Genomic DNA, 21,657 nt, shown 5'->3' with positions numbered 1-21,657 from the left:
TCAGATCCGGGACTCGTCCCAGAGCGCCGCCGCGAGGCCCGCCTCGGCGCTGTCGGTCCGGCCGCTCTCGAACGCGCGCTGGTAGGCGAGGTCGCCGACGTCCTCTCGCGCCTGCCGCTCCCACGTCTCGCGCACCGGGGTGACGTCGGGGGTGCCGCGCTGCGGGTGTCCCACCATCCGCCAGTACACCTGCCCCGTGCCGTAGACCCGCGCGGCGCGGGCCCCTTGGCCCTGGGCGGCGATGGCGGAGGCGAGGATGTCGAGGCCGAGGGCGATGCCGAAGCTGTCGCGCAGCCGGTGCTTGCCCTGGAGCATGGTGCGGGCATGTGCGGCCGAGACGTCCGGCCGGCCCTGGAGCAGGGCGATCAGGGCGAGTTGGTAGTCGGCGTACGAACGGGTCCAGTGTTCGTCGTGTTCCTCGCAGGCGGCCCTGAGCACGGCGGCGGCCTCGGCCGCCTCGTCGAGCCGGCCCAGCCCGCTGAGGGCGAAGACCGTGATGAGCCGGCAGCGCAGGCGGTAGGCCGACTCGACGGGTCTCGCCCCGGTCAGGCGCAGCGCGCGTTCGGCCGCTCCGAGAGCGGTCCCCGGTTCGCCCTTCATGATGTGGGTGAGCCCGGCCAGGTAGGTCGAGTTGAGGATTCCCTCGTCGTCGCCGACGGTCTCCGCGTAGGCCGCGCATTCGGCGCCGAGCCGCTCGGCGGCGTCGAAGTCGCCCTGGAGCAGGGCGGCGACGCCCATCACCCAGAGCAGCCGGGTGCGGTCGGGGCCGTCGAGCGGGCCGCCCCGCAGGGCGCGCCGGGCGTAACTCCGGGCGGCGGTCAGGTGGCCGCAGCAGCTCCAGAAGAAGCCGACGCGTCCGGCCATCTCCTGCGCGGCGCGGATGTCGTGGACCAGCAGGTGGTCGAGGGCGGCGCAGAGGTCGAGGTGACTGTCGGAGACCTTGTGGTACCAGGCGACCTGGTCGCGGCCGGTCCATCCGGAGTGGGCCCGGCGGGCGAGGTCCAGGAAGCGGGCGGCGTGCCTGCGGGCGGCGCCGGCCACTTCCTCCTCACCGAGTTCGACGAGCCACATCCGGCCGTACTCGCGCAGGGTGTCGAGCATGTGGTGGCGTTCGCCGTCGCGTGTGACGACGGACTTGGCGACGAGGCCGCGCAGCGCCTCGGTCACCGCGTCGGGGCCGAGGGGCCCGCCGGTGCAGACCTCCCGGGCGGCCTCTTCGTCGAAGTCTCCGCGCAGCGGGGTGAGCCGGGCCCAGAGGAGGCGTTCCAGGGGGGTGCAGAGCTCGTGGCTCCAGCCGATGGTGGTGAGGAGGGCGCGGTGGCGGCGGGGGCGCTGGGAGTCGTCGCTGAGGACGTCCAGGCGGGAGCCGAGCCGGTCGGCGATCTGGCGGAGGGTGTGGCGGCGGGCGGCGGCGGCGGCCAGTTCCAGGGCGAGCGGGAGTCCTTCGAGGCGGTGGCAGATCTCGTCGGCGGCCTTGGTGTCGGCCGGGCGCCGGAAGGTGATGCCGGGGGCCGCGACGCGTACCCGGTCGCGGAAGAGGGTGAGTGCGTCGCTCTCGCCGTCGTGGGGCAGCGGTGGGACCTCGACGACGTTCTCGCCGCGGACGCCGAGGGGCTGTCTGCTGGTGGCGACCACGGTCAGGCCGGGGGCGATGGTGAGGAGTTCGCCGAGGAGGTGGGCGGTGGGGGCGCGCAGGTGTTCACAGGAGTCGAGGACGAGCAGCATGTTCTTGTCCGCGAGCCATTCACAGAGAGCGTCCACGGGCATCCGCAACGCGTGGTCGGCGAGACCGACCGCGTCGGAGACGGTGGGCAGCAGCAGCTCGTCACCGTAGAGGGGGGAGAGGTCGGCCCAGCGGACGCCGTCCTGGTAGCGGTGGCCGACGAGGTGGGTGGCGCGGCGCGCGAGGCGGGACTTGCCGACGCCGCCGGGGCCGACGAGCGTGGTCATACGGTGCGGGGTGAGCCGGTGGCCAACGAGGTAATACGGCGTCAGGGCGCTTTCGAGACGCAGGAGTTCGACTCCACGGCCGATGAAACTGGTCGTCTCCTCGGGCAGGTTTCCCACGATCTTCATCATCACCGTCCGGCGTGCTCGGGCCTGGTGCGCCGACCGGCCGGCCCCGGCACCTCTCCCGTGCGGGGAGGGCGCCGTGACCGGCCGGTTGTGGCGGAGTTGCGGTGCTCGGCGCCGGGCCGCTGCGGCTCCGTCGCCGACGCGTGCGGTCACACCGTAGCCCGTCGGCGTCAGCGACGTGAAAACACCGCGACGGTCCGTCCGGGGACGGTGAAGCTGCCGGATTCCGCTTCGTACCGCGACTGCTTGACGGTAAGGTCCGCGCCCGCCGCCTGCACCGGGTGCAGGGCGTACTTCAGGCCCTGGGCCGAGTCCACCTTCTGGGTGGTGGTGGACGGGGTGGCGTTGATGACGACGACCAGGTCACCCAGGGTCATGGTGATCACGCCGGGGGTCTCGTCCTTGCCCGAGAGCGGGAAGGCGAGGGTGGAGCGGACCTGGGCGGCGGTGGTGAGGGCGAACGCCTTCTCGGTGCTCCGGATCGTCAGCAGGTCCTGGTAGGCGGCCGACGCGCCGGTGATCTGCGCGCAGCCGGGGGTGAGACGGGGGTTGGTCAGCAGCGGTGTGGCGTAGGGCCACTTGTCCTTGTTGTCCGCGGCCGGCGGCAGGCCCCGGCCGAAGCCGTTGCCGTCCTGGCAGTTCCAGTGGATGGCGTTGTACCAGTCGCCGCTGTCGAAGGAGTTGCGGTCCAGGGACTTGGAGCGCAGCAGGTCGGTGCCCGCCTGGGAGAGCGAGGGCCCCTGGGAGAGGGTGGGGATGCCCATGGCGACGACCTGCATCCTGGCCCGGTCCGCGGCGGAGGTACCCGCGGGGAGCTTGAACGCGAGGGCGTCGTAGAGGCTTTCGTTGTCGTGGGCGTCGGAGTAGGCGAGGGCGTCGCCGGGGGCGGCGGCGTAGCCGGCGGGCTGGCCGTTGTAGTCGACGCCGGCGCCGGTGACCCGGGCGCCGGAGGTGTCGGTGAAGGTGTAGTCGGCGAGGCTGCCGGTGAGGCCGACCTTGATCAGGTCCTGGTAGTGCAGGAGGCGGGCCTTCTGCTCGGCCTCGGTGCCGTTGGCGGTGGAGGTGTTGGGGTCGGTGTAGAGGCCGGAGGCGAAGCCCTGGACACCGGGGTCGGTGTCGAAGGGGCCGCCGCCGCGCACCGCGTCGCGGGCGCGGTCGGAGAAGGTGGCGATTCCGGTGCCGGCCATGTTCTTCTGGGTGGCCTGGACGAAGCGGGCGTCGTCGGCGACCTCGCCGAAGTTCCATCCCTCGCCGTAGAGGATGATCTTCTTTCCGTCGACGCCGTCCTTGGCGGGCGTCAGGCCGTCGAGCGCCTTGCGGACCGCGAGGATGTTCGCCTTGGGGTGGTGGCCCATCAGGTCGAAGCGGAAGCCGTCGACCTTGTACTGCTTGGCCCAGGTGAGAAGCGAGTCCACGACGAGCTTGCCCATCATGGCGTTCTCGGGCGCGGTGTTGGCGCAGCAGCTGGAGGTGGCGACGGAGCCGTCGTCCATGAGCCGCTGGTAGTAGCCGGGCACGATCCGGTCGAGGACGGACTTGCCGTCCTGGCCGGAGGCGACGGTGTGGTTGTAGACGACGTCCATGACGGTGCGCAGCCCGGCGTCGTTGAGGCCCTGGACCATCCGCCGGAACTCGACGGTGCGCTTGGTTCCGTCGGGGTCGGAGGCGTAGGAGCCCTCCGGGACGGTGTAGTGCAGCGGGTCGTAGCCCCAGTTGAAGCCGTCCTTGGCGGCGGCGGCCGTGACGCAGGACTGCTGCTCCTCGGAGTCGGGGGCGTAGACCTCGAGGTCACAGGCGGGCTGCTGCCGGTCGGACTTCTTCTCGGGGATGGTGCCGACGTCGAAGGCGGGCAGCAGGTGCACGTAGGAGGTGCCGGAGTCGGCGAGTTCCTTGAGGTGCTTCATGCCGTCGGAGCCGGTGTCGGTGAAGGCGAGGTATTCGCCGGGGTGCTTCGAGGTGGGGTCCGCGATGGAGAAGTCGCGGATCTGGAGTTCCTGGATCTGCGCGCCGCCGATCGGGGCGGCGGCGGGCTTCTTCTGGGTGGACCAGCCGGCGGGCGCGAGCTTCGGGTCGGCGAGGTCGACGACGAGGCTGCGGGCGGAGTCGGTGGTCAGCGCGGTGGAGTAGGGGTCGGTGACCCTGTTGGTGACGATCTTCTGGACGGTGGGCGCCCAGACCTTCACGACGTACCGGTAGGGCTTGCCGCTCCAGGACTTCGCTCCCTTGACGGACCAGACACCGGTGGTGTCGTCGCGCCGCATGGGGACGGTCCGGCCGTCGAGTTCGAGCTGGACCGTACGGGCGGTGGGGGCCCAGACGGAGAGCGTCGGCGTGCCCTTGTCGAAGACGGGCCCGAGGGCGGCGCCGGTGGCCTTCGCCCCGTACAGCGTGTCGAGCACGCCGGCGGTCTGTACGCCGGTGGCGGCGAGGAGGGCGCCGTTGGCGGCGCGCTGGGTGGCGATCAGCTGGCCGCGCAGGGCTTCCCGGACCCGGTCGCGGTCGCGGACGTCGACCTGGAAGGCCGGGTACTCCTTGAGGTGCGGGAACTTCGCCTTCTGCGCGTCGGTCAGTGTGGTCGCGTTCAACCGCAGCCACTGGCCCTCGTCGGAGAGGGCGCCGTCGACGACGGAGATCCCGCCGTTCGGGGCGTGGACGAGCTGCTGGCTGGTGGCGGCGGTGGCCTTGACCTTCCAGACGACGGTGTCCGCGTCGATCCACTGCGCCTCGGCCTTGGTCAGGTCGGGGGCGGGGACTCCGGCGGCGGCCGGGAGGAGGTAGGTGGCGGTGCCGCCGAGCATCCAGACCTCGTGGCCCTTGCCGGCGAAGTCGAGGGACTGGTCGCTCGGGAGGTCCTTCTCGTCCCCCTTGTGGAGGATGTAGCTGAGCGAGGTGGCGCCGTCGGCGAGCGGGACCTCGAAGGTGACCCCGTAGGCGTCCTCCGTCACCGGCTGGAGCGGCTTGGCCCAGTCGGTCGGGTTCTTGGCGCCGGTCCAGGTGTGCAGGCCCCAGCCGTCGTACTTCCCGTCCTCGCGGTGGTAGTGCAGGACCGCCTTGGTGGTGTCGGTGGAGGGGCCGGCGCCGTCGGGGACTTCGGTGACCTGGCCGCCGTCGCCCTGGGCGACCCAGACCTGGCCGGTGGTGGCGAGGTCCACGGTGCGTTGCGGGCCGTCCGCGGTGCCGTCCTTCTCGATGGTGTACGGAACGGAGGAGGTGCCCTCGGCGAGCTTCAGCCAGGCGAACGCGCCGTACGCGTCACGGCCGGTGAACTCGGCCGTGGCGCCCCCGGACTTCAGCTGCCAGCCGTCGTAGTCGCCGTCCGCGCGCCGGTAGTGCACCACCGCGTAGTCACGCTCGACGGCCACCGGCTTCGCGGCGGGCGGCGCCTGACCGGCGGTGGTGGCGGCGAGCGCACTGGAGGTGCGGCCGGTCCGGTCCACGACGACGGCCTTGTACCGCAGGGGCGTACCGGCGGCGACCGACCCGTCCACGACCTGGGTGACCTTGTACGGGGCGTGGTCGGCGGTGCCGAGGGTGCGCCACTTCCCGCTGCCGGTCTGGGCGGCGAAGACCACGCGGTCGAGCTGGCCGCCGGTGACGCCGGCCGAGATCTCGACGGTGCCTCTCGCGCCGGCCGCCGGGACCTTCAGGGTGAGGGCCGGCGTGGTGGCGGGGGCTGCGAGGGTCCGGTCGGCGCGGAGCACGATGCTGGAGAGGGCGGGCACGGTGACCGTGGCCTTCCGGTCCGAGCCGCTGCGTACGGTGGCGGAACCGCCGTAGATGGTACGGAAGTTCATCCGGGCGGACTCGGTGGTGAGCTCGACGGTCCGGGCCTCGGTGCCGTTGTTGACGGCGACGAGGTACTCGTTGCTCCGCTCGGCGTCGATGCGGGAGTACGCGTAGACGGAACCCTCGGCGTAGCGCTCGGTCTGGACGCCGTCCCTGAGGGCCGGGTTGGCCTTGGTGAGCCTGGAGAGCGCGGCGATCGACGTGTAGAGCGGGTGCGTGGTGTCGTACGCGTCGGATGCGTGGGTGCGGTCGGTGCCGAGCTGGTCGTCGTCGAGGTAGTCGGCGATCTTCGTGGCGAAGAGCGGCTGGCGGGCGTCCTTGTCGCCGCCCGCGCCGGTGTAACCCTGTTCGTCACCGGAGTAGACGACGGGGTTGCCGCGGCCGAGGAACATCAGCTCGTTGGCGAGCCGGTCGCGCTGGACCAGTTCGGCGTCGGAGGCGTTCGGGTTGTCCTGCTTCAGGAAGGTCCCGATGCGGCCCATGTCGTGGTTGCCGAGGAAGGTGACCTGCTCGTAGGCGTTCGCCTTGTCGGTGGTGTACCGGTAGTCGTCGGCGTAGAGCGCGGCGAGTTTGGAGGCGGGGGCGCCCTGGGAGGCGTACTGGCGGGCCGCTTCCTGGAAGGGGAAGTCCAGCGTCGCGTCCAGCCGGCCCTGGGTCACGTACGGCGAGGTGATCGCGGTGTCGGCGGAGTAGACCTCGCCGAACATGAAGAAGTCGTCGCGACCGCGCTTGGCGGCGTACGCGTCGAGGGCGGTCGCCCACTGGGTCCAGAAGTCCAGGTCGACGTGTTTGACGGTGTCGATGCGGAAGCCGTCGATGTCGAAGTCGCGGACCCACTTCTCGTAGATCTTCTCCATGCCGGAGACGACCTCGGGGCGCTCGGTCCACAGGTCGTCGAGACCGGAGAAGTCGCCGTGGTCGGTGGACTCGCCGGCGTAGGTGGAGTCGCCCCGGTTGTGGTACATCGTCGGGTCGTTGAGCCAGGACGGCACCTTGCCGCCGGTCGTGACCGGGGTGTACGGGAAGGAGTCCGCGTCCACCTTCGGCACGCCGTCGCCGTCGTCGAAGGGGCGGCCCTCGGTGTCGAGGTAGGGGTAAGCGCCCTCGGGGCGGTAGCCGTACTCCTTCTCGGCGTAGTCGACCGTGTCGGCCGTGTGGTTGGTGATGACGTCGAAGAAGACCTTCATGCCCTTGCCGTGGGCCTTGTCGATCAGCTTCTCCAGATCGGCGTTGGTGCCGAAGTGGGGGTCGACCTGCGTGAAGTCGGTGATCCAGTAACCGTGGTAACCGGCCGAGGCGTTGGCCCCGGTGCCCTGCACGGGGCGGTTCTTGAAGATCGGCGCGAGCCAGATCGCGGTGGTGCCGAGGCCCTTGATGTAGTCGAGCCGGTTGGTCAGGCCCTTGAGGTCGCCGCCCTGGTAGAAGCCCTTGTCCGTGGGGTCGTACCCGGTCTCCGTCCGGGAGCCGGTCAGGCCGCCCCGGTCGTTGGAGGTGTCGCCGTTGGCGAACCGGTCGGGCATGACGAAGTAGAACTGCTCGCGGGTGAGGTCCTTGCGGGACGACTCCTTGGCGAGGGACGTGTCCGAGGGCGGGGACGGTGGTCTGGTCGCGGCGGACGCGGTCGCCGCAGGTACGACGGGCAGCAGCGCGGCGCACAGCGCGGCGACGGCTCCCCGTCGGAGAGTGGTTCGGGACACGGAGGGTTCTCCTCGGACTGTGGGTGGGGCGGTACGGCTGCCCGGCGGGGGCGGTACGGGAGAGGGGCGGGCCGGGAGGCGTGCGCTCCCCCGGCCCGCCCCTGGCGGGTCAGCTGCGCCAGACGTCGCTGGTCAGCGTGGTCTTTCCGGTGGCGGGCACGGTGGCGGTGCGGTTGGCACCGCTCTCCCAGGTGACGTTCCCGGCGGCGTCCTTGCGGAGGTACTTGTACTGGAAGGAGGTCCCGGCGGGCAGGGCCACGTCGAGCTTCCAGACGGGGTACGCGGCCGGGTCGAGCTTCAGGGCGCTGTTGGGGTCCCAGTTGCCGAGGGCCGGCTGGTTGCCGGTGACGTAGATGTTCTGGCCGAGCGTGGTGGTGGCGTTGACGCCGAAGGTGGCTCCGGAGACGGTGGTGCCCGTGCCGGGGTCCGTGCCGGTCCCGGTGCCCGTGCCGGTGCAGGTACGGGCGCCCACGTGCAGGGCGAGCGCGGTGTCGGCGGCGAGGGTGGCGGTGAACTGGCCGGAGGAGCTGACCGTCACGGCGTTGCCGGTCTGCACGTCGCAGTAGGCGCCGGCGGGCAGTCCGGTCTGGAACGTCCGGGTCAGCGAGGAGCTCTCGTGGTTGATCGCGACGTACGCCTTGGCGCCCCGGCCGAAGGCGATCTGGTCGGCGCCGTTGTCCCACCAGTTGGTGACGGCCTCACCACGGGCGGTGTTGCGGAAGGCGACCATCGAGGAGATCTGCGGCCACGCGTGCTGGCACTTCCAGCCGTCGGTGTAACAGGCGTTCACCTGACCGCCGTTGGGCGGGCCGGCGTCGTTGTTGCTGAACTCGTAGCCGGAGTGGACGTCCGGCGATCCGTACGGGTAGGCCAGCATGAAGACGTTGGCCAGCGTGTAGGAGGCGCCCGCCTTGTAGTTGAGGGTGTCGCCGCCGCGCTCGGTGTCGTGGTTGTCGACGAAGACCGCCGACTGCCCCGACGCCATGAAGCCCCAGCCCTCGCCGTAGTTCTTGAGGTTGGCGAGGTTCTCGTTGAGGAAGGTCTGCTTGAGGCCACGGGCGTAGCGGAACTCCTGGACGTCGCCGGTGCCGGTGTACTCGGAGGGCTGGACGGCCTCCCCGGCGCCGTAGATCGCCTCCTGCTTCCAGTACACCCCCGGGTTGCTCAGCCGAGACTTGATGTTGGCGAGGTCGGCGGCCGGCGTGTGCTTGGCCGCGTCGATCCGGAAGCCGTCGACGCCGAGGGAGAGCAGGTCGTTCAGGTACCCGGCGATCTTGCCGCGTACGTACTCCTCGCCGGTGTCCAGGTCGGCGAGGCCGACGAGTTCGCAGTTCTGGACGTTGGCGCGGTCGCCGTAGTTGCTGATCTGCGCCTGGCAGTCGTTCATGTCGTTGACCGAGTAGAGGCCCGGGTAGTCGTACTTGCTGTACGAGGACCCGCCGGTGCCGGTGCCCGACCCCGCCGACATGTGGTTGATGACGGTGTCGGCGACGACCTTCACCCCGGCGTTGTGGCAGGTGGCGACCATGTTCGCGAAGGCGGTGCGGTCACCGAGCCGTCCGGCGATCTTGTAGCTGACCGGCTGGTACGAGGTCCACCACTGGCTGCCCTGGATGTGCTCCATGGGCGGGGAGACCTGGACGAAGCCGTAGCCCGCCGGGCCGAGGGTGCTGGTGCACGCCTGGGCCACGGAGGCGAACTTCCACTCGAACAGGACGGCGGTGACGTCCTTGGTACCGGGGGCGGCGGCCTGGGCGGTACCGGCTCCGACGCCTGCGGGGACGACCAGCGCGGCGGCTCCGGCCGCGAGGGCGAGAGCGGCGGACAGCGGTCTGCGTGCCATGTCTTTCCTCCTGCTGTGGGGGAAACGCGGGTGACCGATCAGCCTCACGTGACAACGCGCCGTGCCCTGAAGCTCTTTGAATGTTCTTGCAGCAAGAGTGGAAACCCGGCTGCGGTGCAGACCGTACGAGCCCGCCAGGCCGGGGTCAATACTTTGGACATGACCCGCTCACATCCACGAAACGCCGCATTTTTCTGCCTGCAAGGACTTACGCAAGATATTGCGCGCCTGTTACGTTCTTGGTGACTCCGGTCCGGCCGGCCGGGGGGCCGCGCTCCGGCGCCGGACCCCACGCGCCCGGCCGGCCGGGCCGGTCCACGCCGATGAGAGGCACCGGGAGTCACACTCCCCGCCGGTCCAATCCTGGGCCGACTTCCGGCGCCTCTCCTCCGCGTGCGCGGCGCCTCTCCCCCGCGTGCCTGCCTCCGCGTGCACGGGCCCGTAACCCCGCCGGGTACGCGGGCGGCGCGCGACCCCCCTCCGGCCGCGCGCCGCCCGTTCCGTGCCCCCGTTCCGTGCCCCCGCTCGGCCCCGGTTCAGTTCCCCCGTGCCGTCCGGAGCGCCGCCGCGGTCGAGCCGCGTACCACCAGCTCCGGCTGGAAGACGTACTCCGTGCGCTGTACGGGACTTCCGGCGATCTCCTCCAGCAGCGCCCCCACCGCGGCGGCGGCCATCGCCTGCACCGGCTGGCGCACGGTGGTCAGCGGCGGGTCGGTGAAGGCGATCAGCTGCGAGTCGTCGAAGCCGACCACGGAGACGTCGCGCGGGACCTCCAGGCCCCTCCCCCTGGCCGCCCGCACCACGCCGAGCGCCATCAGGTCGCTGCCGCAGACGATGCCGGTGCAGCCCCGGTCGAGGAGCGAACCGGCCGCCACCTGACCTCCCTCCACACCGAACAGCGTGGAGCAGACGAGGAGTTCGGCCTCCTCGCGGGACATCCCCAGCGTGCGGACCGCCGCGTCGAGGAACCCGTCCCGCTTGCGGCGGGAGGGCACGTAACGCTGCGGCCCGATCGCCAGGCCGATCCGGCGGTGGCCCAGGGCGGCGAGGTGGTCGACGGCCATCCGTACCGCGGCGGCGTCGTCCGGCGAGACGAACGGAGCGCTGATGCGCTCGTTGTACCCGTTGATCAGGACGAACGGCACGCCGCGTTCCGCGAGTTCGGCGTACCTCGTCGGGTCGGCCGACAGGTCGGCGTGCAGCCCGGACAGGAACACGATGCCGCCGACGCCCCGCTCGACGAGCTGTTCGACCAACTCGTCCTCGGTGGCACCGCCCGGCAGCTGGGTGCAGAGCACGGGGGTGTAGCCGTGCCCCGCGAGGACCTGCTCGACCGACTGCGCGAACGCCGGGAAGATCGGGTTGACGAGTTCGGGCGTCACCAGCCCGATCAGCCCGGCGCTGCGCCGGCGCAGCCGCACGGGACGCTCGTAGCCGAGGATGTCCAGCGCCGCCAGCACCCGCTGCCGGGTGCTGTCGGCGACACCCGGTTTGCCGTTGAGCACCCGGCTGACGGTGGCCTCGCTGACCGCGGCCTGCCCGGCGATGTCGGAGAGCCGCAACGCCGAACCCGTCCGGGGTGCGGGGACGGTCACACCGTCCACCACACCGTGGTGTCGGCGGGAAGCCCGGCCGTACCGTCCTCGACCGTGACCGGGGCGCTGGAGACCAGCACCGTCCCGGGCGCGGGAACCCGGACCGGGGCGCCGGTCGTGTTGACGGTGCAGACGAAACCGGGGCGGGCGAGGACGAGGACGCCCTCGGGGCCGTCCAGCCACTCCACGTCGCTGCCGGCGCCGAGGCCCGGCAGCTCGCGGCGGGCCGCGATGGCGGTGCGGTACAGCTCCAGCGTGGAGCCCTCCACGCCGGTCTGCGCCTCGATGGACAGCTCGCCCCAGCCCTCGGGCTGCGGGAGCCAGCTGCCGCCGTCGCCGAAGCCGTAGCTGCTGCCCCCGCGGGTCCACGGGATGGGGACGCGGCAGCCGTCGCGGAAGCCGTCCTGGCCCTCGGCGCGGAAGAACGACGGGTCCTGGCGCGCCTCGTCGGGCAGGTCGGTGACGTCCGGCAGGCCGAGCTCCTCGCCCTGGTAGACGTAGGCGGAGCCGGGCAGCGCCAGCATCAGCAGGGTCGCGGCGCGGGCGCGGCGCAGCCCCATCGCGCGGTCGCCGGCGGTACGGATCTGGGTGCCCAGGCCCGGCTCGTTGGCGAAGCGGGTGGCGTGCCGGGTGACGTCGTGGTTGGAGAGCACCCAAGTGGTGGGGGCGCCGACCGGACGCATCGCGGCGAGCGAGGAGTCGATGACGGCACGCAGCGCGGCGGCGTCCCAGTCGGTCGACAGGTACTGGAAGTTGAACGCCTGGTGCATCTCGTCGGGGCGCACGTAGTTGGCGGTGCGCTCGACGGTCGGCGTCCACGCCTCGGCGACGGCGATGCGCTCGCCCGGGTACTCGTCGAGGATGGTGCGCCAGCTGCGGTAGATGGCGTGCACGCCGTCCTGGTCGAAGAACGGCATGACGTCGTTGCCGAGCAGCTTGAGCTGGTCGTGCGAGCCGAGGTCGGGCAGACCCTCCGCCTTGACCAGGCCGTGCGCGACGTCGACGCGGAAGCCGTCGACGCCCATGTCGAGCCAGAAGCGCAGGATCGACCGGAACTCGTCGGCGACGGCCGGGTGCTCCCAGTTGAAGTCGGGCTGCTCGGGCGCGAAGAGGTGGAGGTACCACTCGCCGGGAGTGCCGTCCGCGTCGGTGGTCCGGGTCCACGCCGGGCCACCGAAGATGGACTCCCAGTCGTTGGGCGGGAGTTCGCCGTTCTCGCCCTTGCCGGCGCGGAAGTGGTAGCGCTCGCGCAGGGCGGAACCGGGGCCCTCGGCCAGCGCGCGCTTGAACCACTCGTGCTGGTCGGAGGAGTGGTTGGGGACCAGGTCGACGATGATGCGCAGACCCAGGGCGTGGGCCTCACGGATGAGGGCGTCGGCGTCGAGGAGCGAGCCGAACATCGGGTCGATGGCCCGGTAGTCGGCGACGTCGTAACCGGCGTCGGCCTGCGGGGAAGCGTAGAAGGGGCTCAGCCAGACGGCGTCGACACCGAGGTCCCGGAGGTAGGGGAGCCGTGCGGTGACGCCCGCGAGATCGCCCATGCCGTCGCCGTTGCCGTCGGCGAAGCTCCGTGGATAGACCTGGTAGATCACCGCATCCTGCCACCAGCCGGTGCGGTTGTCCGGGGCGTCGTCGGACGTGCCGGTGGAGGGGGCAGCGAGGTGCTGGGTCATGTCGTCCCTGGGGTGTCTGGGTGGGGAGCGGCGCCGGAGTCCCGGTCGGGGGGGGCCGGCGCCGCCGTGACGAGTGCGGTGACGTGCGGGGGTGGGGGTGACGGCCGGGTGGTGTCCGGCGGACCGGGGCCGGGCCGCGACCCGGGCCCTCTCCGCCGTACAGCGCCCGGGTCAGCCCTTGACCGCTCCGGCCGACATCCCGGTGACCAGGTGCTTCTGCGCGAACAGGAAGACCAGGGCGGCCGGGATGGCGATGAGGACCGACGCGGCGGTCATGGGGCCCCACTGGGCTCCGTACTGGTTGACGAACTTCTGCAGTCCGCCGGCGAGCGTGAGGTTCTCGTCACCGACCATGAACGCGGAGGCGTACGCGACCTCGCCCCAGGCGGTGATGAAGGAGTAGAACGCGGTGACCGCGAGGCCCGGCTTGGCCAGCGGCAGGATGAGCCGCCAGAACGTGCCGAACGGGGTGAGGCCGTCGACCTGTCCGGACTCGTCGATCTCGCGCGGGATGGTGTCGAAGAAGCCCTTCATCATCCAGGCGCAGAACGGCACCGAGATGGTGAGGTAGGTGATGACCAGGCCGGCGGGCTGGTTGAGCAGTCCGAGGCTCGCCATGATGTTGTAGATCGGCACGATCAGGACGGCGACCGGGAACATCTGCGTGATGAGCAGGGTCCACATCAGTCCGCGCTTGCCGGGGAAGCGGAAGCGGCTGACGGCGTATCCGGTGGTGGCGGAGACGAAGACGCCGAGGACCGTGGAGAGCCCGGCGACGAGCACCGAGTTGCCGAACCAGGTCAGGAAGTCGGTGTCCTTGATCAGGTTGGTGTAGTTGACGAACGTCGTCTCCTTGAAGAAGTCCGACGTGGTCGCGTACTTGGCCGGCTTCAGCGAGGTCAGCAGGACCCAGAGCACCGGGAAGACCGCGATCACCGAGGTGACGATCAGCGTGACGTGCAGCGCCACGGAGGCGAGGGGCGAGCGCTGTCCGCGCGGGCGCGGCGGGCGCGCCGCCCGGCGGCCGTGGGTGGGGGTGAGGGTGGTGGTCACCAGACATCTCCCTGCTTGCGGAGCACTCGCCGGTAGACCAGGGCGAAGAGCATGAGGAGGACGAGGATCAGCACGCCCCACGTGGAGGACTGCGCGTAGTCGCGCGGGCTGATCTCGAAGGAGAACTTGTACGCCTGGGTGACGAGGATCTGGGTCGACTCACCGGGTCCGCCCCGCGTGAGCAGGAAGATCACGGGGAACATGTTGAAGGTCCAGATGGTGGAGAGCAGGACCACCGTCGTGGAGACCGGGGCGAGCCCGGGGACGGTGATGTGCCGGAAGCGCTGCCAGGCGGTGGCGCCGTCCATCTCGGCGGCCTCGTACTGCTCCGCGGGGATGGACTGCAGACCGCCGAGGAGGGCGACCATCATGAAGGGGACGCCGAGCCAGACGTTGACGGCGATCACGGAGAACTTCGCCCAGCTGGGGTCGTTCAGCCACGGGATGCCGTCGATGCCGATGCCGCCGAGCATCGCGTTGAGGATGCCGCGGTCCTCGTTGTAGAGGAAGCGCCAGGCGAAGACGGAGACGAAGCCCGGCACGGCCCACGGGAGGATCAGGGCCATGCGGTAGGCGGAGCGGCCGGCGATGCGCCGGTTCAGGATGTTGGCGAGCGCCATGCCGAGGCAGAACGTGATGCTCACGCAGGCGATCGTCCACACCAGGGTCCAGCCGAGCGTGGAGAGGAACTCGCCGCCGGTGAGCGCGTCCTTGTAGTTGTCCAGGCCGATGAACTTGTAGGTCGCGGGAATGTCGTTGACGCCGATGGAACGCGCCACGTTGCGCTCATTGGCATCGGTCAGCGACAGCCAGACGCCGCGGACCAGCGGGTAGCCGATGATCACGCCGATGACGAGCACCACCGGGGCCACCATGACCCAGGCGTACCAGTGCGTGGACAGGGAACGCCGGAGCTTGCCCGGTGTCGGGGTGCCAGTAGCGCGGCTCCGGCCGCGGGCGACGTCGTCGCCCGCGGCCTTTGCCACCGACTGGCTGGTGTGGACAGCCATCAGTCGGCCAACCTTCCTGTTACTTCCAGCCCTTGAGGAGCTTGCGGTACGCGTCGCCGCTGTCCTTCGCGGCCTTCTCCGGCGTGGTCTGGCCGGTGAGGACCTCGGTGTACTGGGTGACCAGCGGGGCGAAGAGGCTGCCGCCCTCGGGGATCCACGGGCGCTCGACGGAGGTCTCGACGACCGGCTTGAAGAAGTTCACGATCTCGCTGTCGACGGCTTCCTTGCGGGCGTACGCCGAGGTGCGGGTCGGGAGCAGGTTCAGCTCGCCGGCGGCCGTGGCCTGGGCGTCGACCGAGGTCATGTAGTCGACGAAGGCGTAGGAGGCGTCGAGGTTCTTCGAGCCCGCGTAGACGGCGAGGTTGTGGCCGCCCTGCGGGGCGCCCTGGGCGACGGAGCCCGCCGGGACATTGGTGATGCCGAGGTTGGAGGCGTCCTTGAACTGGTCGCCGGTCAGCGTGTCGGCCACGGCCCACGGGCCGTTGATCATCATGGCGACGTCACCGCTCTTGAACGACTGCATCATGTTCTCCCAGCCGTCCGTGGCGTCCGTCTTGGCGGCACCGGAGTCGACCAGGTCCTTGACGACCTTGAACGCCTTGACAGCCTCGGGGCTGTCGATCTTGACGGTCTTGGTGTCGGCGTCGACCAGGTCGCCACCCTCGCCGTACAGGAAGGAGAGGAAGTAGTACGCGTCGTCGCCACGGAGGTAGAGGCCGGTCTTGCCGGTCTTCTTCTTGATGGCGGCGGAGGCGGTCTTCAGCTCGGCGACCGTGGTCGGGACCTTGACCCCGGCCTTGGCGAACATGGCCTTGTTGTAGAAGATGCCCATGGAGTCGATGACCTGCGGCACGGCGTACGTCTTGCCGTTGTACTTGGTCGACGCGACGGCCTGCTTGAGGAAGTCGTCCTGGTCCTTGAGGGCCGGGGTTCCGTCGAGCGGGGCGAGGTAGCCGAGGTTCGCGAAGTCCGGGGTCCAGGCGACCTCGGAGCGGATCACGTCGGGGGCACCGGCGCCGGCCTGGGCCGCGTTCTTGAACTTGTTCTGCGCGTCACCGAAAGGCACGTTGACGTACTTGACGTCGACCTTGGGGTGCAGCTTCTCAAAGCCCTCGGCGATCTTCTTGAAGACCTTGTCCTCACTGCCGACGCTGGAGGTGTCCCACCAGGTGACCGTGCCGGAGAGCTCGCCCGAGCTCTTGCTGCCGCTGCTGGACTTGTCGTCGCTCCCGCACGCGGTCGCCGCGAGCGCCAGGCCCACGACCAGGGCGGTGGCCGTTATGCCACGTCGCATGTGAACTCCTTCAACTGCCGTACCGCTCCGTCGCGGCGCCGGGTCGACCAGGAACGTAACAAGGATGAAAGAAGTCCGAAAGACCTTGCGGAACTTTTCTGCAAGACTCGTCGATCGTTACATGTGCGTGTCCTCAAGGTTGCCGTCGTGATGCTTGACGCGGAGTGCATACCCCTGCTGTAGCAGGTCACACACGGGTTCCGGTTGATGTGACCATCCGACCGCAAGGGCCCCGGAAGGGGCCGCAAGGTCTTGCAAGAAGTTGCCGCGACCACCCCGACGCGACCCCGGGGCCGGTGACGGAAGGGGAGTGAACGGCTGGAACCCGGGCCCTGTGGGAAATCCGGGGGGCGCCCGGTACAGTCCCCTGTCATGACCGCACGGCTTGCCGATATCGCAACTCAGGCGGGGGTCAGCGAAGCGACGGTCAGCCGGGTCCTGAACGGCAAACCCGGTGTAGCGGCGGCCACCCGCGAATCCGTCCTCGCGGCACTCGACGTCCTCGGGTACGAGCGGCCCGTCCGGCTGCGCCGGCGCAGCGCCGGACTGGTCGGCCTGATCACGCCCGAACTGGAGAACCCGATCTTCCCCGCGCTGGCCCAGGTCATCGGCCAGGCGCTGACCCGCCAGGGGTACACCCCCGTGCTGGCGACCCAGACCCCCGGCGGCTCCACCGAGGACGAGCTGACCGAGATGCTGGTCGACCGGGGCGTCTCCGGCATCATCTTCGTCTCCGGGCTGCACGCCGACACCTCGGCGGACATGGGGCGGTACGAGCAGCTACGGGCCCAGGGCGTTCCGTACGTCCTCGTCAACGGCTTCTCCGCCAAGGTCCAGGCGCCGTTCATCTCGCCGGACGACCGGGCGGCGATGCGGCTGGCGGTGACGCACCTGGTATCGCTCGGCCACACCAGGATCGGTCTCGCGGTCGGCCCCAAGCGCTTCGTCCCGGTGCTCCGCAAGATCGAGGGCTTCCACGCGGCGATGGGCGAGCAGCTCGGTCTGGGCGAGGAGCAGGTGGAGGAGCTGATCCAGCACTCCCTGTACACCCTGGAGGGCGGCCAGGCGGCGGCCACGGCGCTGATGGAGCGCGGGTGCACCGCGGTGGTCTGCGCGAGCGACATGATGGCGCTGGGCGCGATCCGGGCGGCCCGCCGCCTCTCGCGGCAGGTGCCGCGCGATCTCTCGGTGGTCGGTTACGACGATTCACCGCTCATAGCGTTCACGGACCCGCCGCTGACCACCATCCGGCAGCCGGTGACCGCCATGGGCCAGGCCGCCGTGCGGACGTTGCTGGAGGAGATCGGCGGTACGCCCGCCCCGCACAGCGAGTTCGTCTTCATGCCCGAACTCGTCGTCCGCGGTTCGACCGCGGCGGGGCCCGGCCCCTCCGGCCCCTCCTAGGTGCACCTGGACCGGTCCCCCGATGGTCCCACCCTCCTCCCTGAGATGCAGGACGTGCGACCAGAACCCGACCGGAGGATGATCGGGCGGTGGGGGACGTATCTGGCAGACTCTGTGCCCATGGGTGATTCTCAGGTGAGTACACAGGAAGGCCCGTCGGTGGCCTGTCCGTCACCCACCAAGGACAAGACGGACAGCACGGGCGATCACGGCAGAAAAGGTCTGACGGCGCGGCTGCGCGGGGCGCGGTCACCGCGCCGGCCACGCCTGTGGTTCGAAGTCCTTCTGATCGGGGTCAGTTACTGGCTCTACTCGCTGGTGCGCAACGCCGTCCCGGAACAGCGGACGGCCGCACTGCGGAACGCCGACCGGGTGTGGTCCTTCGAGAACACTCTCGGTATGGGCTTCGAACACAGCGTCAACCACGCGGTGAACTCGGTGACATGGCTCATCGTGTCGATGAACTACTACTACGCGACACTGCACTTCATCGTCACCATCGGCGTGCTGGTGTGGCTGTTCCGCAGCCACCCGGGCCGCTACGCGGCGACCAGACTGGTCCTCTTCGCGACCACGGGTGTCGCCCTGCTCGGCTACTACCTGGTACCGCTGGCGCCACCCCGGCTCATGAACGGCGGCCACTTCACCGACACCGTGCTGGTGCACCACACCTGGGGCTCGATGGCCTCGGGCAACCTCAAGAACATGTCGAACCAGTACGCGGCGATGCCGTCGATGCACATCGGCTGGTCCCTCTGGTGCGGGCTGACGATCTTCGCGCTCGCCTCGGTGCCATGGGTCCGTGTGCTGGGGCTGCTCTACCCGCTCGCCACCCTCGTGGTGATCGTGGCGACGGCGAACCACTTCTGGCTGGACGCGGTGGGCGGTGTGGTCTGCCTGAGCTTCGGCTTCGCCGTCGCGTACGCCGTGTACCGTACGCTCCCCTACCGCCTGCCCCGGCGGGTCGAGCCACCGCGCGCGCCCTTGCGGGCCCGGCTCGTCGGGCTCGGCACGGCCCGGGGCAGGGTCGCGGCGGAGCCCGCACCGGTCGCGCCCGCGGCGGAGCCCGCAGTCTCCGCGACCGGCACGGCGGCGGCGGAGGCACAGGGAGCGCCGGGAGGGCGCTGACGGGCCGCGCCCCACCCCGGCTCACGCCCCGCTCTCGCGCCCCGTCCTCACGCCCCGTAGAACCGCTCGTCCACGATCGCGCGCGCCCGGCGCGTGATGCGCCGGTAGTCGTCGAGCATGGTCCCCGCGTGGCCCGGTTCGTAGCCGAGGTAGCGGCCGACCGCCGCGAGCTCGCGGGGGCTGGCCGGGAAGGTGTCCCCCGGGCGCCCGCGGACCAGCATCACGGCGTTGCGCACCCGGGTGGCCAGGACCCACGCCTCGTCCAGCACGCTCGCGTCATCGGCCGGGATGAGGCCTGCCTCGCAGGCCGCTGCCAGGGCCTGGCGGGTCCGGGTCGTACGCAGGCCGGGCTCGGCCGAGCCGTGTTGCATCTGCATCAGCTGCACCGTCCACTCGACGTCGCTGAGGCCGCCCCGGCCGAGCTTGGTGTGGAGGGTGGGGTCGGCGCCGCGCGGCAGGCGTTCCGACTCCATCCGGGCCTTGAGGCGGCGGATCTCGCGCACCGCGTCGTCACCGAGCCCTTCCGCCGGGTAGCGGAACGGGTCGATCATCTCGATGAAGGCGCGACCGAGGTCCTCGTCGCCCGCCACCGGTTCGGCGCGCAGCAGGGCCTGGCTCTCCCAGACGAGCGACCAGCGCCGGTAGTACGCCTCGTACGACTTGAGGGAGCGGACCATCGGGCCGCTCTTGCCCTCGGGCCGCAGGTCCGCGTCGATCAGCAGCGGCGGGTCGGCGGTGGGCAGCTGGAGGAGCCTGCGCATCTCGGCGATCACCGTGTTGGCGGCGCGGGCGGCCTCCTCGTCGCTCACCCCCTCGCGCGGGGCGTGCACGAAGAGCACGTCGGCATCGGAGCCGTAACCGAGTTCGTGCCCGCCGAAGCGGCCCATGCCGATGACGGCGAACCGGGTCGGCAGGGTGTCGCCCCACCGGGCGCGGACGGCGGCGCGCAGGGCGCCGCCCAGGGTGGCGGCGTTGAGGTCGGTGACGGCCGAACCGATCCGGTCGACGAGGGCGCCGTGGTCGGGCTCGGCGGGCCTCTCCTCGGTGCCGTAGGAGCCGATGAGGTCCGCCGCCGTCGTGCGGAAGAGCTCGCGCCGGCGTACGCCGCGTACGACGGCCACCGCGGACTCCGCGTCGGGCGCCCGGCCCACGGCGGCCAGCACCTCCTGGTCCAGGTGCTCCCGGCTGCGCGGCGCGAGACCTCCCGGGTCGCCGAGGATGGCGACCGCCTCCGGCGCCCGCATCAGCAGGTCAGGGGCGAGCCGCCCGGCGGACAGCACCCGGGCGAGGTTCTCGGCCGCCGCGCCCTCGTCGCGCAGCAGCCGCAGGTACCACGGGGTGCGGCCGAGCGCGTCGGAGACCTGGCGGAAGCCGAGGAGCCCGGCGTCCGGGTCGGCGGAGTCGGCGAACCAGCCGAGCAGCACCGGCAGCAGCGTCCGCTGGATCGCCGCCTTGCGGGAGACCCCCGACGACAGGGCCTCCAGGTGCCGGAGCGCGGCGGCCGGGTCGGCGTATCCGAGGGCTTCGAGCCGGATGCCCGCCGCTTTGGTGGAGAGCCTGCTCTCACCGGGCGCGAGCTGGGCGACGGCGTCCAGCAGCGGCCGGTAGAAGAGCTTCTCGTGCAGCCTGCGGACGACCGAGGCGTGCCGTTTCCACGCCCGGTTCAGCTCGGTCACCGGGTCGGTGCGCAGCCCGAGCGAGCGGCCGAGCCGCCGCAGATCGGCCTCGGCCTCGGGGACGAGGTGGGTGCGGCGCAGCCGGTAGAGCTGGATGCGGTGCTCCATGAGGCGCAGGAAGCGGTACGCCTCGTCGAGCTGGGCGGCGTCCGCGCGGCCCACGTAACCGCCCTCGGCGAGCGCCTGCAGAGCCTCCAGGGTGGTGCCACTGTGCAGGGAGGCGTCGCTGCGGCCGTGCACCAGCTGGAGCAGCTGGACGGCGAACTCGACGTCGCGCAGTCCGCCGGGGCCGAGCTTCAGCTCACGGTCGACCCGGTCGGCGGGGATGTTGTCGACGACCCTGCGGCGCATCTTCTGCACGTCCGGGACGAAGTTCTCCCGGTCGGCGGCGTGCCACACCAGCGGGGCGACGGCCTCCACGTACGCGGCACCCAGCTCCGGGTCGCCGGCCACCGGGCGGGCCTTGAGCAGCGCCTGGAACTCCCAGGTCTTGGCCCAGCGCTGGTAGTACGCGAGGTGGGAGGAGAGAGTGCGCACCAGCGGGCCGTTGCGGCCCTCGGGGCGGAGGTTGGCGTCGACCGGCCAGATGGTGCCCTCGACGGTGGTGTCGGAGCAGATCCGCATCATGTGGGAGGCCAGTCGGCCGGCCGCGCGCATGGCCGCGTTCTCGTTCTCGGCGTTCAGGGGTTCACCGACGAAGATGACGTCCACGTCGGAGACGTAGTTCAGCTCGTGGCCGCCGCACTTGCCCATCGCGATGACGGCGAGCCGGCAGAGCGCCGCGTCCTCGGGGGCGGCGGTACGCGCGATGGCGAGCGCGGCCCGCAGGGTGGCCGTCGCGAGGTCGGCCAGCTCGGCGGCGGTCTGGGCGAGGTCGGTGGTGCCGCAGACGTCCCTGGCCGCTATGGCCAGCAGGCACCGGCGGTAACCGACGCGCAGCGAGTCGGGGTCGGTGGCCCCGGCGAGGTGGCGTTCGAACTCCGGAACCCCGGGGTGCAGGTCGGCCGCCTCGTACGTGACCAGCTCCTTCCAGTCGTACGGGTGCCGGGCGAGGTGGTCGCCGAGGGCCTCGGAGGCGCCGAGGACGCCCAGCAGCCGGTCCCGGAGCGGTTTCGCGGTCACCAGGGTGTCGAGCAGCAGCCGTTGCTCGTCCGGCGTCTGCGCCTCCACGATCCGTACGAGGCCCCGCAGCGCCAGGTCCGGGTCGGCGGAGGCGCCGAGCGCCTCCCCGAGGACCGGGTCCGACCGCACGGCCGAGAGCGCGGGCAGCTGCAGCAGCCGCTCCGCGCCCGAGGGGTCCGTGAAGCCGTGGCGCAGCAGCCTGCTGAACGTGCTGCTCCTGCGTCCCGGACCCGGTACCGGCACTGTCGTCATACCGTGCTCTCCTGCCCCGTGTACCCCGCGTGTGGTGGAAGTTCGAGC

At 71.1% G+C, this 21,657-nt stretch carries 11 protein-coding genes; 2 read left to right on the top strand and 9 right to left on the bottom strand.

Features of this window, described 5'->3' with window-relative positions:
* The 8 genes from ACFYPN_RS01115 to ACFYPN_RS01080 all read right to left on the bottom strand — a co-directional run bounded on the left by ACFYPN_RS01115 (position 1) and on the right by ACFYPN_RS01080 (position 16,027).
* The gene (locus ACFYPN_RS01115; protein WP_389296575.1) at positions 1-2,076 is read right to left on the bottom strand and encodes an ATP-binding protein; all 2,076 of its coding nucleotides are present in this window, start codon (positions 2,074-2,076) and stop codon (positions 1-3) included.
* 170 nt (positions 2,077-2,246) lie between these two features.
* Positions 2,247-7,559, bottom strand: a complete 5,313-nt coding sequence (gene pulA / locus ACFYPN_RS01110; RefSeq protein WP_389296371.1) for a pullulanase-type alpha-1,6-glucosidase — start codon at positions 7,557-7,559, stop codon at positions 2,247-2,249.
* 109 nt (positions 7,560-7,668) lie between these two features.
* Positions 7,669-9,402, bottom strand: coding sequence for a carbohydrate-binding module family 20 domain-containing protein (locus ACFYPN_RS01105; protein ID WP_389296370.1), 1,734 nt, complete (start codon positions 9,400-9,402; stop codon positions 7,669-7,671).
* A gap of 536 nt (positions 9,403-9,938) precedes the next feature.
* Complete coding sequence (locus ACFYPN_RS01100; RefSeq protein WP_358757935.1) at positions 9,939-11,009, bottom strand: LacI family DNA-binding transcriptional regulator; 1,071 nt, start codon at positions 11,007-11,009, stop codon at positions 9,939-9,941.
* Entirely contained in the window at positions 10,994-12,670 is a 1,677-nt protein-coding gene (locus ACFYPN_RS01095) for a glycoside hydrolase family 13 protein (protein ID WP_358757933.1), read from the bottom strand. Before ACFYPN_RS01095 ends, ACFYPN_RS01100 begins: the two co-directional genes overlap by 16 nt.
* A 171-nt stretch (positions 12,671-12,841) precedes the next feature.
* On the bottom strand, positions 12,842-13,723 hold the full coding sequence (locus tag ACFYPN_RS01090) for a carbohydrate ABC transporter permease (RefSeq protein WP_358757931.1): 882 nt from the start codon (positions 13,721-13,723) through the stop codon (positions 12,842-12,844).
* Positions 13,720-14,733 (bottom strand): carbohydrate ABC transporter permease, encoded by a 1,014-nt coding sequence (locus ACFYPN_RS01085; protein WP_389296369.1) that lies wholly within the window; start codon positions 14,731-14,733, stop codon positions 13,720-13,722. The genes ACFYPN_RS01090 and ACFYPN_RS01085 overlap by 4 nt, the downstream gene beginning before the upstream one ends.
* Positions 14,734-14,752: 19 nt before the next feature.
* The gene (locus ACFYPN_RS01080) at positions 14,753-16,027 is read right to left on the bottom strand and encodes an extracellular solute-binding protein (RefSeq protein WP_389296368.1); all 1,275 of its coding nucleotides are present in this window, start codon (positions 16,025-16,027) and stop codon (positions 14,753-14,755) included.
* A 372-nt stretch (positions 16,028-16,399) separates the two neighbouring features.
* Here ACFYPN_RS01080 and ACFYPN_RS01075 point away from each other — a divergent pair, with 372 nt between their 5' ends.
* Both ACFYPN_RS01075 and ACFYPN_RS01070 read left to right on the top strand, forming a co-directional pair.
* Complete coding sequence (locus ACFYPN_RS01075) at positions 16,400-17,431, top strand: LacI family DNA-binding transcriptional regulator (protein WP_358757925.1); 1,032 nt, start codon at positions 16,400-16,402, stop codon at positions 17,429-17,431.
* A gap of 120 nt (positions 17,432-17,551) precedes the next feature.
* Positions 17,552-18,559 (top strand): phosphatase PAP2 family protein, encoded by a 1,008-nt coding sequence (locus ACFYPN_RS01070; protein WP_358757923.1) that lies wholly within the window; start codon positions 17,552-17,554, stop codon positions 18,557-18,559.
* A gap of 47 nt (positions 18,560-18,606) precedes the next feature.
* Here the strand turns inward: ACFYPN_RS01070 and ACFYPN_RS01065 are convergent, their stop codons facing one another.
* The gene (locus ACFYPN_RS01065; RefSeq protein WP_358757921.1) at positions 18,607-21,609 is read right to left on the bottom strand and encodes a bifunctional [glutamine synthetase] adenylyltransferase/[glutamine synthetase]-adenylyl-L-tyrosine phosphorylase; all 3,003 of its coding nucleotides are present in this window, start codon (positions 21,607-21,609) and stop codon (positions 18,607-18,609) included.
* Positions 21,610-21,657 lie beyond the last annotated feature (48 nt).

Origin of the sequence: Streptomyces sp. NPDC005576, assembly GCF_042871745.1 — a bacterium.
Classification (GTDB): Bacteria; Actinomycetota; Actinomycetes; order Streptomycetales; family Streptomycetaceae; genus Streptomyces.
The sequence above is the reverse complement of the archived record's forward strand: the minus strand, read 5'-3'. Positions and strand labels throughout refer to the sequence as shown.